The sequence below is a fragment of the Sphingobium sp. JS3065 genome, from assembly GCF_026427355.1.
Lineage (GTDB): Bacteria > Pseudomonadota > Alphaproteobacteria > Sphingomonadales > Sphingomonadaceae > Sphingobium.
The window spans coordinates 1,605,851-1,620,455 of the sequence record NZ_CP102664.1; the positions used below are offsets into that span (position 1 = coordinate 1,605,851).

General features: G+C 61.9%; 15 protein-coding genes. 5 read left to right on the forward strand and 10 right to left on the reverse strand.

Annotation, left to right across the window (positions count from 1 at the left end):
• Positions 1-238: 238 nt before the first annotated feature.
• Positions 239-478 carry a hypothetical protein gene (locus NUH86_RS07670; protein WP_267251872.1) on the forward strand — a complete coding sequence of 80 codons (240 nt, stop codon included), beginning with the start codon at positions 239-241 and terminating at the stop codon, positions 476-478.
• A 200-nt stretch (positions 479-678) separates the two neighbouring features.
• Here NUH86_RS07670 and NUH86_RS07675 read toward each other — a convergent pair whose 3' ends face one another.
• The 6 genes from NUH86_RS07675 to NUH86_RS07700 all read right to left on the reverse strand — a co-directional run bounded on the left by NUH86_RS07675 (position 679) and on the right by NUH86_RS07700 (position 4,520).
• Entirely contained in the window at positions 679-1,665 is a 987-nt protein-coding gene (locus tag NUH86_RS07675) for a DUF2493 domain-containing protein (RefSeq protein WP_267251873.1), read from the reverse strand.
• Positions 1,666-2,013: 348 nt separating this feature from the next.
• On the reverse strand, positions 2,014-2,271 hold the full coding sequence (locus NUH86_RS07680) for a hypothetical protein (protein ID WP_267251874.1): 258 nt from the start codon (positions 2,269-2,271) through the stop codon (positions 2,014-2,016).
• Between the two features lie 17 nt (positions 2,272-2,288).
• Positions 2,289-2,495: a hypothetical protein gene (locus NUH86_RS07685; RefSeq protein ID WP_267251875.1), complete on the reverse strand. Its 207-nt coding sequence runs from the start codon at positions 2,493-2,495 to the stop codon at positions 2,289-2,291.
• Positions 2,496-2,629: 134 nt separating this feature from the next.
• Positions 2,630-2,860 (reverse strand): DUF6117 family protein, encoded by a 231-nt coding sequence (locus NUH86_RS07690; RefSeq protein ID WP_267251876.1) that lies wholly within the window; start codon positions 2,858-2,860, stop codon positions 2,630-2,632.
• A gap of 11 nt (positions 2,861-2,871) precedes the next feature.
• On the reverse strand, positions 2,872-3,921 hold the full coding sequence (locus tag NUH86_RS07695) for a DUF2493 domain-containing protein (protein ID WP_267251877.1): 1,050 nt from the start codon (positions 3,919-3,921) through the stop codon (positions 2,872-2,874).
• Positions 3,922-4,004: 83 nt separating this feature from the next.
• Positions 4,005-4,520, reverse strand: a complete 516-nt coding sequence (locus NUH86_RS07700) for a DUF736 family protein (RefSeq protein ID WP_267251878.1) — start codon at positions 4,518-4,520, stop codon at positions 4,005-4,007.
• A gap of 159 nt (positions 4,521-4,679) precedes the next feature.
• Here NUH86_RS07700 and NUH86_RS07705 point away from each other — a divergent pair, with 159 nt between their 5' ends.
• The gene (locus tag NUH86_RS07705; RefSeq protein WP_267251879.1) at positions 4,680-4,880 is read left to right on the forward strand and encodes a hypothetical protein; all 201 of its coding nucleotides are present in this window, start codon (positions 4,680-4,682) and stop codon (positions 4,878-4,880) included.
• Between the two features lie 196 nt (positions 4,881-5,076).
• On the opposite strand, the gene NUH86_RS07710 is transcribed toward NUH86_RS07705, so the two are convergent.
• The gene (locus tag NUH86_RS07710; protein WP_267251880.1) at positions 5,077-7,809 is read right to left on the reverse strand and encodes a HEAT repeat domain-containing protein; all 2,733 of its coding nucleotides are present in this window, start codon (positions 7,807-7,809) and stop codon (positions 5,077-5,079) included.
• Positions 7,810-8,024: 215 nt separating this feature from the next.
• Here NUH86_RS07710 and NUH86_RS07715 point away from each other — a divergent pair.
• Positions 8,025-9,151, forward strand: a protein-coding gene (locus NUH86_RS07715) for an IS3 family transposase (RefSeq protein ID WP_267251881.1) whose coding sequence is annotated in 2 segments (ribosomal slippage) — positions 8,025-8,256 and positions 8,256-9,151 — 1,128 coding nt in all. Because the reading frame shifts where the segments join, the coding sequence is not laid out codon by codon here.
• Positions 9,152-9,177: 26 nt separating this feature from the next.
• Here the strand turns inward: NUH86_RS07715 and NUH86_RS07720 are convergent.
• Together NUH86_RS07720 and NUH86_RS07725 are read right to left on the reverse strand one after the other, a co-directional pair.
• A complete protein-coding gene (locus NUH86_RS07720) occupies positions 9,178-10,542 on the reverse strand; it encodes a hypothetical protein (RefSeq protein WP_267251882.1) in 1,365 nt (454 codons plus the stop codon).
• Positions 10,532-11,422 (reverse strand): hypothetical protein, encoded by an 891-nt coding sequence (locus NUH86_RS07725; protein WP_267251883.1) that lies wholly within the window; start codon positions 11,420-11,422, stop codon positions 10,532-10,534. The genes NUH86_RS07720 and NUH86_RS07725 overlap by 11 nt, the downstream gene beginning before the upstream one ends.
• A 232-nt stretch (positions 11,423-11,654) precedes the next feature.
• Here NUH86_RS07725 and NUH86_RS07730 point away from each other — a divergent pair, with 232 nt between their 5' ends.
• Entirely contained in the window at positions 11,655-12,566 is a 912-nt protein-coding gene (locus NUH86_RS07730) for a DUF4238 domain-containing protein (protein WP_267251884.1), read from the forward strand.
• Here NUH86_RS07730 and NUH86_RS07735 read toward each other — a convergent pair.
• Entirely contained in the window at positions 12,563-13,006 is a 444-nt protein-coding gene (locus NUH86_RS07735) for a hypothetical protein (protein WP_267251885.1), read from the reverse strand. The genes NUH86_RS07730 and NUH86_RS07735 overlap by 4 nt on opposite strands.
• An 83-nt stretch (positions 13,007-13,089) precedes the next feature.
• Here NUH86_RS07735 and NUH86_RS07740 point away from each other — a divergent pair, with 83 nt between their 5' ends.
• Positions 13,090-14,118, forward strand: coding sequence for a hypothetical protein (locus NUH86_RS07740; RefSeq protein WP_267251886.1), 1,029 nt, complete (start codon positions 13,090-13,092; stop codon positions 14,116-14,118).
• The last annotated feature ends 487 nt before the right edge of the window (positions 14,119-14,605 follow it).

The window sequence follows — 14,605 nt, forward strand, 5'->3', positions numbered from 1 at the left end:
ACATCCAAGCTATTATAAACGCTAAAGAAACTGCCGAGCAGCACCCGTGCGTGGGGTGCATTACAAACGCCCTCGGCGTGCGTCCTCCCTTTCGCTGCGACAGCGTCGCTGCGTAGCCTCGCACCGGAAGGGGCGCGGCTCCCCCGAAGGGGCCTCAAGGCAATTTTGGCCTTGCGCCCGAGCGCGCACTTTTGGATGATGACCCTTGGCGGGCAGACCCATGAGAAGGACCATGGTCATGCCGAAACAAAGTGAACGCGAACGCCTTGTCGATCTGGAATCCCGCCGCCGCAAGCTCGATGACGAAGTCGAGATTGCCCGCCGCGCCTTGCGCGGCAAATATGCTGCTCTGGTCTCCGAAGTTGCGGTGGAGACGCTCACGGAACGCGAGTTCCGCGACCTGCTTGGCCATGCGATCCGTACCGGTGGCGCTCCCGCCCTGGCCGCACTCAAGGCGCTGCCCGCGCTTCCACGCTGATCAACAATGTCGCCCGTAGGGCGGCCCAGCGACGAGCATGGCGGAGCCACGCGCAGGAGGCCGGTGCCCTTTCGGGCACCGCATCGGCGGGCGACGGATCCGGCACTTCCTGCCGGGTTCCTGAGCCCGGCGATCCTGTTCGCCCGACAAAAAAAGGGGACGGCCCGGGCGTGACCCGAACCGTCCCCATGGCGCGGAGATCACCGCGCTCGTGCCCAAACCGGCGCTTCGCCATTGCGGCTGATCAGACGCGGTCGGACCCCGGCTTCCCCCAATATGCGGGCGAGATGCGCCTGGATGCCCGACCCTTCGCAGATGATCGCATCGGCCGGACGCAGCGCGACGATGCGGTCGTTGCGGACGAACCCGGCGCGCTTGCCCAGACCCTTGGGAAGGCCAAGCCTGACCAGCTTGACATCGTTCGCTGCCGCCCAGCTTTCTGCGATGGCGTCCGCTCCGGTGTCCTGTGCCGTTGTGAGCAGGACCATGTTCGGGATGAACGCCTTCACCCTGTCCAGTGCGGCGTGGATCGGTCGATAATCGTCCCATGCCGCCCCGCCCGAGAAGGCGACGATCGGCCCCTGCGGATGGTGCTGGTCGATCCTGCGGTTGCGGCGGGCGGCGAGGAAGTCGGTCGCGTCTATGACCGAGGCGGTGCGTTTGCTCGACACCAGTGACCCCCGCGCGCTGCCCCAAGGCTTGCCGGTCTCGGCGCTGAATGCTGCGGCGGCGTGGTCCCGCATGCAGGCGATGGCATCATTCGCTTCGTCCAACTCCCGGCATTTCGCCTGTGCCGCCTCCAGCTCGTTCATCATCACCTCGCTGCCATCGGCGCATCGGATGAGATCCTTCACCTCCCGCGCGGCATCGTCGGCCTGCCCTGCCAGGCCTCGCGCGGTGCTGTGCAGGCTGTTGACGATGCCCCAGGTGACGCGCTCGGCGACCCGTTCCAGCCGGGTGTCGCGCAGCACATCGAAGACGGTGCCGATCAGGAGTTCGGTCGCCAGTTGCACCTGCATCGGATCGGGCATGTCGGCGAGCAGTTCGTCTTCGCCCCGCGCGAAGCGGACCCCGTCGAGGTCGGAGCTGAAGGCGGTGGTGAAGTCGCTATTGGGCGCGGCTGTTTCCGCGGCGATGAGATCGGCGATTTCTGTGAAGTCCCGGATGGTGCGCTTGAAGTTCGTCATGTTGACCTCCTTTTTCTTGAAAGAGGTCATTTCCCCTGCACGGGCTCCGAGCGCCGGGGTCAAGGATCGCGAAGCGACCGCTTTAGCGGCGGTGGGGGTCACGATTTTCTTTGGCGCCGCGCGAGGGTGCGGAAGAGCGCTGCCCTCTGTTCGCCAAAGAAAATGGTGGGGCCCCGCCGTCCTTGAGGCCGGTGCTGTCCCCGTGCCATCATAAGACTTGTTGAGAGAGATATTTTACACGGAACGGTGCCGCTGGGCGCCAAAGATGACCCTTGGGCTCGATGCCCATGGGGCAGCTTTCCGCACAGCCAAAGTTAGCGGGAGGACAGGATGGGAGACGCCATCATCTCACCAGTCATAGGCGGGCAGGCCGGGATGCTCCTGCGCATCGCGGTCAAGCATGATCCAGTCCACCCCGGCCCGGCTTGCGACGTCAAAGCAGCCGGCAAGATCAGCGGGCAGATCATCAGGCAAGTCGATGGGCACATAGACGAACCATCCATAATCGCCCTTCTCGAAGGCAGCGAAGGGCGCGGTGTGCAGATAGACATTGCACGTCTCAGCGGTGACGTTGGCAGTCGACAGGACCAGCATGCGTTCGATCATGGCTCTTGCTCCTCTTTTCATGTCCCGGACCAGTTCATCACCTCAAAGCCCGCATCGACCGGCACGTGCTCGCAGAACAGTTCAACGATGCAGGTGACCACGTCTGGGGCTTCAGGGGTGCCGAAGCGGTCCCCCGCCTCCTCCGGTTTCCCGAAGGAAGCCAGCGCGGCCTCGTAAAGGGCAGCGGGGTCGAAGACGTTGAGTTCAAATCGGACAACGGTCATGGGGATTGCTCCTTTTCCAGTTTCCAAAAGCCCCGGGCGACGGCCTGCGCAGCAGCCGGGGCCCGAGATTGAAATCTTCATGCTGGTCGCCCCACCGCAAGGCGCGGCCTGAGCGACAGCATAGATGCTCGCTGTCAGTGAAGGACCGAGTCCATCGGCGGCCGGTAGGCATCGAACGGATTCCCGTCATGGAGATGGCCGAAAGGGGTGACGACATAATCACCGCCCTCCCGGCCGACCGCGCAGATGACATAGCGAGGCTCGCCGGTCTCTGCATCGGTGCATTCCACAAGCGCGAGGTCTCCCGATTCCGCCGCCCGAAGCAGCGTCGAGAAGTTGCGCCGAAAGGCGTCTGGAATAGCCATGCCCCTTCCCCTCAAGCCACTGCCGCGGCAGCACGGCGTCTTTCCGCCCGCGCCGAACGGCGTCCGTCCGTGATCCTGCGCACCGGCATCCCTTTGTCGGGGGCTTGATCCGACTTCCGGAAGGCATGGATCGGCACGCCTGCACCATCCAACTCCTCATAGAGATTGGCCTGGACGCCCGATCCCTCGCACAGGACAGCCATCACGGGCCTCAGATCGCGCAGCTTGCGATTGCGCGCAAAGGCGGCCTTCATGCCCGACCCGAGCAGGTTGAACCTGACCGTCTGCACCTTGCGGCTGGCGGCCCATTTCTCGGCGATCAGGTCGGCGCCGCTGCGCTGCGCGGTCGTCATCAGCACCATATGCGGGACATGCTCTTTCACCAGATCGAGCCGTTCCCAGAGCAGGTCGACATCATGCCAGATTGCCGGCCCCGAGAAGACCACGATCGGTCCCTGCGGATTATGCCGGTCGCGGACATCGAGCTGGCGCGCGCGCAGAAAGTCGATCGCGGCGATCTGACTGGCGGTCGAGATGCGCGAAGCGCGGCTCCCGCGCGCGGGCGACCAGGGCCATCCCGACATCGCCCGGTACATTTCGGCGGCATAGTCGCGCATCGTCTCGATCGCGACGCGCTGCTCGGCCGTCGACTGGCAGAGAAGCTGCTTGTCTTCCAGCTCGCGATTATAGACCTCGCTCATGTCAGGGGAGCGGGCCAGCTCGCCGATTTCCACGGCAAGGCTGTCCTCCCGCCGCTCCAGCTTGCCGGCGACGAAGTGAAACGAATTGACGAACCCCCAGGCGATCTCGGCCGCCAGCGGCTCCAGCCGCGTGTCGGTGAACAGATCGAAGATGGTGGCGATCACGCCCGCGCTGTCGGCCTGGGCCGCCAGTTCTTCGGGCATGCCATGTTCGCCGGGTTCTTCACCTTGCTCGACGATCGAAAGCGGCATGGGGTCACCAAAGGCGGCCTGGAATTCGGGGGTAGCGGTCATTTCGGCATAGAGCTGCTTGAGGTCGCCAAAGCGATCGACGCTGCGCACGGGTTCGTGCCTGGTCATCGGACAGATCCTTCTTGAAAGATGGGAATGGACAAAAAGAAGCCGGGAGGCGCGCAGCGCCCCCCGGCTCCCTCAGGCTGGCTTCAGAATGGGACCTCTTCGTCGAGATCGCCGCTGAACCCGCCGCGCGCGCCCGCACCCTCAAGCGGCGCGGTGCTTCCACCGAACCCGCCGGCGAACTGGCCGCGCTCACCGCCGCCAAAGCCGCGATCGTCGCCCTCATCGTCGTCGCCATTGCGCGTACGCGGCGCCTTGCCACCGGCCGCGCGGCCCATGTCGTCACGGCGCCACGATGCCCGGAACCCCTCCTCGGCGGTCCCGAACAGTGCGATCTGCATCGGGAAGCGCCAGGACTGGTCGTCCAGCTCGCCGGAGTAGAAAATCTCTCCGGTGGTGTGGATCGCGGTCGCTTCGAACAGTGCGCCATAGGGCACCCAGCGCCCATTGCGGTTGATCGCTTCGACCTCGAACTTGGGCGCCCGCGGGTTGTTGCTGGCGATCGGCTTCAGCCGCGCCCGCTGCAGGTCGATTTCGCCGCTGGCGATGAAACCCAGCAGCTGGCCATTGACGTTCCGGAACTCTCCAACAGTCTTGGACATGATCTTCACTCCTCTAAAATGTCGCTCATGCGACACTCTCAAAGAGCCTCCTCTTCTCTCCCGCGGTGGGCGGGCTGGCGGGCGATCCGTCGGAGATGAAGCACGACCGTGCCGCCCGTGCCCCTGTTCCCACGGCCCCGAATCGGCTAGACTGCAGAGATGGATGCGGAGACGATACGCGCGGTGGCGAAGATTGCCCGGTCTCGGGCGGAGCGCGGTGGCGGCTCGGCCGCGCAGGGCGACGGCATGTCTCGCCTGGGCGCATCACGCGCCCTGCACCAGCTCGCGACGGATCTTGAGGTGACGGCCGCAGAATTCGACCGCACCACGACCAAGCGCACCGCCAAGCCGCGCGCCTGATCCCGGCCGCTCTACCGCCCCGCGCCTTCTCCTTCTTGCGATAGGTGATCGTCACCCGCAGGGCCGAGATTCGGCGCAGCCGAAGCTCGGTCGGAGCGAAGCGGAGATAGAGCGCCGGTGCTCGCGCCAGCGGGCAATCGCCATCAACTCGCTACCTCGGTGCGCAACAAACGCGAGCCAAGAGGATCTGCGGCAATCAATCGCCTTCGTCTGGCCCGCGCTCCTCTTCCCGATCCGGGCTCATTGAATACATCGTCATCACCGGAACCACCTTAGGCACGCGATAGGCGCGCGGATCCTCGACTTGCTTGGATCCATCAAGCTTGAGACAAACGGCGACGACCCAACCGGTCAGCCAAGCGACGTCGGTGCCATCAAGCGTCTCGTACCAGGCGACGAGGACCGGATCTGGTTCCGGCGCCACCTCATCTTCTTGCAACGCTCCAAGGCGAGCGACGATTGCGTCCGTCAGGGGATGATTGCCGAAGGGCAACGGGACCAAGGCCGCTGCTATCTGGAGTAATTCCGCGCGCTCCGTTTGGGCTGCCGCCATGAGATCGTCATAGAGCGGCTCCCTCACGGCGCCGCCGCTTATTCCGAGCGCGACGAGAGTTGGTCCAGCGAGCCAGCCTGGTTCCGTCAGGGCGACCAGACGAAGTTTCTCAATTGCGGCTGGTTCAATGGCGAGGCCATCCACAGCGCGGTCGAAAAATCCCCAGACGGCGGCCTGCGCGACCACCCGATAGTCGGCATCGTCATGAAGTCCCGGGTCATCCAGCGCTTCGCGGAGAACGGTCGGAACTCGGGGATCGCCACGTTTGGCAATTGCGCCGATGGCAGCGCAAAAGACGAAGGGATCTTCCGAGCATCGCGACCCAATCAAGGCATGGATCGAGGCTTCTGTCAGCGTCCCAAATGCGGCCAGCGCTCGGGCCGCCGCCCGCGCGACAGAATAGCGCGGCCAACCCCGGCTGGGGCCATGGTACCGATCAAGACTGAAATCGCGATCGTCGGAAAGGAGCGATACCAGCAATGGCTCTGCCTCACTCCACTTATGACGGCCCATAAGTTCAGCCCAGGCCAGGCGCACATCTGCTCCTGGATCGCGGACCATATTCAGCAGCGCCGCCCGATCTTCGGCTTCATTCCTTTCGACCAGATAGGTCATGGCTGCACGTCTGACGTGGTAGCGCGGATGGCCAAGCCCATTCCGAATAAGAACGCGCTCCTCGTCCCCGCCTCGGATGCGCAGGGCGATGATTGCTGGCATCCCGTCATCTTCATCGCCGGTTGCGAGTAGCCGGCGGGCGGTCTCCAGGATGTCGCCTTCGCCGGTTGCAGCAAGGCAGACAAGGATTCCCGCCAAACCGAGGGGGCTTTCCGGGCACAGTTCCGCGATGCGCTGGCGGACTTCCGGACTGCACCCCTGCATGAGCTGACCGATTCCGGTTTCGCTATCGATCTCGACGAGAATGTGCGCAATGGCCCGCTCGGTTGGATCCAGCCGATCGGCAAAGATGCGTGCGGGCGCGAACTCCGGATCGATATCCTTAGAGGAAGCGCGGTCTAGATCGAGCACCAGCTCCAATCTGCGAGCCGGTGTCATTTTGTCGAGCAGGCCCACGAGAAGATCGGTGCCATTAGGCGGCGAGGCAATGAACGAAAGCTTGGCGAGCGTGGTGCGCAGGCCCTTGTTGCCGACGTCCGTTCTCGACAAAGCCGCTTCGAGTTCAGGCCGCAGCTCGTCATGCCAGTTCTTCTCGATCAATGACCAGACAGGCGGCAAGGCCCGATCATCCGCGTGCTTGAGCAGGATCTGAAGATAGGGTGCCGAGAAATTCCCGCGCGCATTGCTCTGAGCAGAGGCAAGTGCATAGACCATCGCTGCGCCGTGTTTGTGCCCCTCCAGCCAGTCCCACCCCTCCGCCGCCAGGCGTGAAAGGGCTACCGCTTTGAGGCCCGCGTCAGCGGTATAGTAACGCTCGCCGGGCTCCTCGAGAATGCGATCAGCGCCAATCGCGTCAACCTCGTGTTCGCGAGCGCGTCGTTGTTCGTTGTTGGCGTAGCTCTCGAACCAGCGGTCCACCTCATTTTCGGCCTTGATGAAGGTGTCGATGACGAAATCATAACCAGGCCCTCCCGGCGCGACGGCGCCGGCAACAATTGTGCCGATGTTATCACCCGGCGACTGCAAACTGGCGAGCGTTTCTACGGCAGCGCCGAAAGCGCCGCCAAGGTCATGGCTGAACAAGCCCGCGAACGAGAGAAAGTCCTCCTCATAGTCGCCGTCGATAAAGGGCAACACACCGCGAATGAAGGTTTGCAGCAGGCTGCCGGTTCTTGGATCCTTCCGGAAGCGCTCGATCTCTTCGGCTGACAGTTCCGGGGGCATCCAGGTTTGGCCCGGCCAAGCACCCTTTGCGCGCGGAGGAAGACGCATGAGATATTCGCTAAATTGACGCGGCGTGAAATCGGGGGACGCCAATTGCGATAGGTCCGCGAAGGCACGTTCGAACGACCCGCTGCCGGCGGGAGCCGTCACTCGGGCGGCGAGAGCCGCGTCGAGGCCTGCCTGAGCCGAAGCGGCAAGCTCGATCTCGACCGCCTCCAAATTGGATGCCGCGCGAACGATCTCTACCGCGCCACGCGATGCCCAGCCATCGGCGCCGCCAGCGATCGTCAGAAGCGTCTCGGCGAGCGCGGTCAACACAGCCTCAGTCTCGGCACGGTTCGTGGCGAGCGCCAAACGCAAACCTTCCTCGACCCGCGGGTGCTGGAGCCTGATGGAATCGTCGCCGATCCGAAGATTGCGGCCAGCACCGAGGAAGTCGATAAACCCTTCGACATGGGGTTTCTGACCGTGGGTGTTCCGCAAAATCCGGAGCACGCGACGAAGGTCGGCCAGGTCAAAGGAGCCGGACGACCTCATCAGACCCCAGAGGACCGCTGCGCAAGCAACACCGTCCTCGCCCCAACCCAGCACCTGGTCGCGAATGACGGAGGAGATTGCCTCAATCGAGGAAGCATCGAGGATTTCATAGACCGACCGCGGGCTCTCCTCCTTCTCGCGAGGCAGTGCTGGACTTGTAACGGATTTGCGCCGGTCACCTGAGCGATTAGAGTTCGCAACAGGAGACCGACGAGATGATCAAACACACAGAAGAGTTCAAGCAGGAGGCGGTGCGGATTGCGCTGACCAGCGGGTTACCCCGCGACCGGGTTGCATCGGATTTGGGGATAGGGAAGTCGACGCTGGGCAAGTGGGTGTCACAGTATCGGCCATCTGACCTGGTGGCAGCGCCGCAGGCAGATTTGGCGCGTGAGAATGAACGCCTTCGCCTTGAGAACCGTGTGCTGCGGGAGGAGAGGGAAGTGCTAAAAAAGGCCACGCAGTTCTTCGCGAGCCAAAGGCCGTGAAGTTTGCGTTTGTGCATAGCTGGCGTCACCGTTGGCCCGTTGAACTGCTCTGCCGTGTCATGCTTGTCAGTGAGCGCGGCTATCGTTCCTGGCGCTCGCGACCGATCAGTCGGCGGGAGCGGACGGATATGAAAGTGCTGGCACATATCAGGGAACAGTACAGCCTCAGCCTCGGTAGCTATGGTCGTCCGAGGATGACCATGGAACTCAAAGAGGTTGGGCTCGACGTTGGTGAGCGCCGGGTCGGGCGGCTGATGAAGATCAACGGGATCAAGCCGGTCCGCACGCGCAAGCACAAGGTCACGACCGATAGCCACCATCGCCTGGGGGTCGCAGCGAACTGGCTGGACGGCGACTTCGCCGCCGATGCGCCCAACCGTAAGTGGGCGGGCGACATCACCTATATCTGGACCTCAGAAGGCTGGCTCTACCTTGCCGTCATTCTCGACCTGCATAGCCGACGTGTCGTTGGTTGGGCTGTCAGTGACAGGATGAAGAAAGACTTGGCGATCAGGGCGCTGGATATGGCGGTGCGCCTGCGCCAGCCTACCGAGGGCTGCCTTTTCCATTCGGATCGCGGCAGCCAATATTGTTCTTATGACTACCAGAAAAAGCTGCAGGCCTACGGCCTGCGTCCATCGATGAGCGGCAAGGGTAATTGCTACGACAATGCCTCCGTCGAGACATTCTTCAAATCCCTGAAGGCGGAACTCATCTGGCGGCAGAGCTGGCCGACACGGCGTCAGGCAGAAGCCGCCATCTTTCAGTATATCAATGGCTTCTACAACACCCGTCGCCGACATTCATATCTGGGCGGCATCAGCCCGCTCGCGTTCGAAGCCAAGGTGGCATAATGAGATAGGTGACCGGCACAAAACCGTTACAAGTCCAGTGCCGCCAGAAAGCGCTCGATCTCATAGGGCCGACGAACCCGGCCCAGAACGACATCGCGATGGGCGAGCGCCAAGGCGTGGGCATGTCCACTCAGATCGCCAACATGATTGTCGTAGATCAGCGCGCGTTGGTCGGCGGTATAGTCCTCGGGCTCTATCGCGATCGTGTAGGATTCGAGAGCCTCACCCGGCTCGCTTCGTTTGAAGATGTCGTACCGCGTCGTGATCAGGAACTTATGGGCATTATCGGCCATCCGGAAAAGACCCGGGAGTTTCGACGTCCACCGAGCGGCTTCGATCGATGGCGCCGAATCTCCCCAAGGATCCCTAAGGTAGATCAGCAATGGGCCCGGATCGGTGAGAGCGCTGTTCGCTTCGCCCGCATCCAGGACGGGGCGCTCAAGGAATGCTGGGCTCTGGCGCGCCAGCTTTGCCGCAAGGACATCCGCCGCAAGCGATTTACCGGTGCCGGACGGGCCAACGATGATCACGGCATGCGTGTCGCGAAGCGCTTGTTCAATGGAAAGGAAGGATCGAGGCGGCACGAACTGATCGTGACGCCGATGCGCGAGGCGTGAGCCACCATTGTCGATGATGTTGGCAAGGAGATTCGCCATCGTCCAGCGGCCGCCATGTTCGCCCCCTAGGCGTTTACGCACCGCGTCACGCATGTCCTCTAGGCATTTTAGCAGCTTCTGGGGCGGAACATTCCCGTGCCTGTCGAGAAGCTTGAAGATGCGGGATTCCAGCATCTCCATGGTGATCGTGTCGCAAATGCCGATACGCTTTCCCAAGGCGGCCTTTTCGGCGGCTGTCCGCGCGTTGCGGCAATAAGGTGGCAGGTCGCCGGGGTCGGGGAACGACAGCAAAGCGATATTCTGATGCAGGCGCAGGCCTGATTCCAGCCCCTCATTGGTGATGAAGAGATATTTGGCGGTCGGGTCGGCGACCAACATATCGAGCGGGCGAACGCGAGGCGCCGGCCCCCTGGCCTTCCCTTTCGATTTGGTCGCAGCCTCTTTTCCCAGCAGGACGTCTGCGAAGGCCTTGGAGGTCCATGGCGAGGTGGTACGCGACTTGATCTGCATGATAAGGCGGGTGTCGCGCGTGGCGGTAGAAACGCCGAGCGAAACCAGGTTGGGATCCTTCAGCGTCGCCTCAGCGTCCTCATGGGACGGCGGTTCAATCTCAACTTCGTTACTCAGCCCCTTGGCGAGCATGATCTCGAGCGCAATCCAGATGGTGACATCGATCTGATAGTCGTAGGCCGCATAGCTCGGATTGCCAGCAGTGCCCCCGGACTCAGGACGTAGCGTTCCTCCGGCAGATTTTGTGCCGCTGCTAGGCGGCACGGTTGCTGGCTTTGAGTTGGAGATAGATGAAGGCGAACAGGCGAGTGAAGAGATAGTCGATCTGAAGGGCCGTCTCGAGCGGCTCCTGCCAGATTTCCGAGTGCCGGATTCGATGGGTGTTGCCGATCTTGGTGAGCGCGTCCGCCTCGACGCTCAGGGTCGCACGCAGCTTGGATTCTGGCCGTGCGGCATAGTTCAACATGGCGTCGGCTGTGAGGCGTTTGTCATTGCCAGGCTCAAGCGTCTTGATGCGCTCAAAGGCATCCCAGAGTTTCTCCAGGCCATCGCTACGGTCCTCATGTTTGGGCGCGAAAATACGCAGGCGCGCCGTCTCGAGAAGACGATCCGTTTCCGCGTCGCCGGTCGCGAACCGCGCCTGCATCAGGGCGACGCGAAGCGCCGCCGGCAAAAGCCGCTGAATCCTACCCTCTGGCGTCATCTCGAAAGCGAGCCCGTTGCGCGCGAAGAGGCGATTCACATCAGCGATAAAGGCGGCGAGACCGGGATCGCGATCCCAGGCAAGGTGATAATGATCGAAAAAACCATGCCAGCTGCCTTCAACAGGTTGTCCAACCGCCCTCGCGCAGAATTCGAGAAGATCGAGGATGACCGGCGTCTCCGGCAATTTGTTGGGACGCAGGGGCCACTCGATCTGCGGAACCTCGGCTTCGAGCATGAAGGCGAAGGCCGATCGGTCGCAGCCACAAGGGCGCTTCCCCGCGTCCGGACATGCCAACGGGAACCGATAACCGAAGGAGGCGTCGTCCAGACGGGTTTCGATCAGGCTATGAAGGCCGCCCCAAAGACGTTCATCGATCGATTCCGAGCCACGCGGCACAGCGCCGAATTCGCGATCTGTGAAATAGTCGTCAGTCATCATGGGCAATCGTGGTCTCGGTTCATTATCTCGTTTCGACGGCATAGCTTATGTCGCTCACAGATTCACAGCGTGATGTCCGCAGCGTGGTCGACGGCGCACTCGTAGGATCACCCTTGCTTTCAATCCGCAGGGATCGGGAGGCCAACTGTTATCGTGAAGGCCCCATCGAGGCGCCGCGGCAAGATCGATACCAGAACATTGTGTTCCGGTCGGTGGAGAGGCACCTTGCGGCATGACTTCAAACGACCCCCACCGTCATCATTATGTACCGCAATTCTATCTCAGCCAATTCGCATGCCATGATGATGAGAACAAAGTTACCACGCTGGCAGCCTATAACGGCGGTGACATCGTCGCCGAACGGAAGTCAATTTCCCGGATCGGATATGAAGAGAAGTTGCACGATTATGAGTTCAAAGGGGAAAAGCGGTCGATCGAAGGAACGATCAACGATCAGATCGAAACCCCGTTCACGCAGGGAAGCACATGGCGCAAAGTCACGTCTGGCCGCACGGCGGAGCTAGACGAAACCGACATTGAGCCGCTCTATGGGCTCATCCATCATCTTCAACGCCGCAATCTCGAGGCACTGCGTTTCATCGAGATGGAACAGGCGCGCATTCGACGCCACGGTTTCTCGGCTGACGACACTGAGGAAGAGCGCGCGATGCACGCTGCACTTGCCGCGCATCCCGATGCCGTCCGTGCCTTCTTTCACGAAGGAATTTTGCAGGAAGCACCCTATCTGGATGACGCTGCCGAGCTTGGCATGCTGGTCTATCGGACCGGGCTGCGGCTTCGAACATCGACCAACCCCGTCATTGCCATTGGCTTGCCGGGCGAAGAAGCAGGACGCAAACGGGCTAATGGTGACGCTGCCCGAGCATGGTGGCTGCCGCTGACGCCTCACTGCGGCGTGGTGATGACCCTTGGGGCGTCGTTCACGGGCCATTCGAACGCAGCGATCCCGGACGACAGCGCCCAGGGACTCAACCGCCACTATCTGGTGCAACTTCTCCAAGCCCTGTCGGTGCGCTACGTTCTCGCCGAAGATCAGCACATTGAGAGCGATCTCAAATGGGCGGGTTACCGCATCGAAGTGCGGACAAATCAGGGTTTCAGATACCGCAAGCCGCGCGACTAGAGCCCGATCGAATCCACCCGCCCGTTCTCGCTTACGAACAGAAGGACGACGGCCAGCTTTGCCAGTCCACCGCGGGTTTCCTCGAAGAGGCGTCGATATCGAGGAAAATCCGGGAGCGCTATTGCGATAACGGCGGCCGGATGAGCCGTTTGAAGCCGCAGGGCTTTGAGCATTGCCTGCGCATACCAATGAGCAGCCTGGTTCGTGGGATTGGTCGGCTTTGTCTGGCCAGCTCTTCGTGGATCCCGATATGTCTTTGAGGGCCAGCCTTTGGCTTCCACATATAATTCCACCGCTCCTCTGCTCGCGTGGACGTCGACACCTCGCTCCTTGGAGCGTGTGTCGGCCTTCGACCGGATGGACCAACCGCTGGCGAGCAGGAACCTGGCCACTGCATCGGCAACATTTCCTTCCCAGAACCAGTCTTGGGTGACATCCACGTCGATTATCCTTGAGTCCTGCTGGCCGAATAGTCAGCCGACCCGCAATATGCCCGTAACACAAGAGCAAGAACAAGCAGCCCATGGCCACCGAACCACCCGCGCAGTCCAGGATCTGGTCCTACAAGATCGACGAATGCGACGTAGAAGATCGTGACGCGCTGGTGCGGTTCCGGGCTCGTTCGGAGAGCTGGTCGGAGCTTTTACGAGGCGATCCCGCGCACTCGATATCATCCCAGTTCAATGACATGCTCTGGCAGGACGCTGCCTGGCGTATGGCCAATGAAGCGCGGCGTTACGCCCAGGAAGATGGTCCCAATGCGTCCGTGGCGCCCATTCTCGGCGCCATGCTCGACCGTGGATATGTTGCAGGACAAGTGATTGCGATTGGTCGGCTGCTTGAGAAGTCAAATCCGCGACAGCCGCAGCGCGGCGTTGTGTCGCTACGTCGGATTGTAGACGAGATCCGCGCGGACAGAGATCTTTTCACTCGGGAGATCTTCGTTTGCCAGGATGGCTTGCCCTATGACTGGGAGAGTGCGCGCGAAAGAGACGTCGCAACGTGGATGACCAAGCACGACCCGAACGAAGGCGCGCAAATGCAGTGGCTACCGACCCAAGGGCCTGATGCGTGGATGACAGCGAAGCAGCAACACGAACTGTTCGACATATTGTCGGGAACAGGTTCGCAGGTGCGAACGCGCACGGATGATCTGGGCGACGCTGTGCTTGATGGGCTGGATAGCGTGCTCGGAGACCAGGTCTTCACGGACTTACTGGCTCTGAGGAACAAAACCATAGCGCATGCCGCAGACACGTTCTCGCGGGCGCAAGCGGCTGGTCTGAGACAGGGCCTCAATCTGGAAGAGTTTGCGCGCGCGCACTACCTCCTGCTCGGCGTACTGCAGGCAGTTTCAGCCTGCCTTCTTTATGGCGAGTGGCGAGGTAGCGCCGTCCCGGTCCCCCAACATGACCAGTTCGCCCATTTGGAAAGCGCGTTCGTGCCCGAGGGCCGCATGAAGGAGCTTCGGGCATACTGGCGCCAACATTGCGACGAGCGGGATGGCTGGCTTAGCACTGCTTATCATGAGGTGATACCGAAGGCCGAGTGACGGCAGATGCCTCTGATGCATACCTGATAGGTGCCATGACGAGGCGACGATATCGGAATGATGGCTGCGAAGGAACGAAAAGCTACCCAAAGCGGGCGCGCCGACGCTTCTCAAGACGCCGGCTGGCCCTGGCCGATCGGCAAGTCACCCGACCGGTTGCTCCTAGATTAGCGTTGACGGGCCCACATTAGCAATGGTCGAAAGTATCCGCGATCCTAAAGGCGTTGATGCGCAAGCAGCAGGCTATGCGTTGCCGCTGATACTCGCGCCTGAAGGTGGCACCACAACCACCTCGATATCCCATGCAGTACGAAGTGTTTCGAGCAGCATGAGGCTTTGATCGCCGAGCTGCTGCGCGGTCCGGATGCTCCGGCGGGAAGCAGCCAATTTCGCTGCCTCGCCGCCCCCGAGCACGGGATCGCTGTCGGCACCCCCAAAGTGAGAGCGGTGCCGATCTAAGGTTAAAGAGTGGAGTACCTCACCGCGA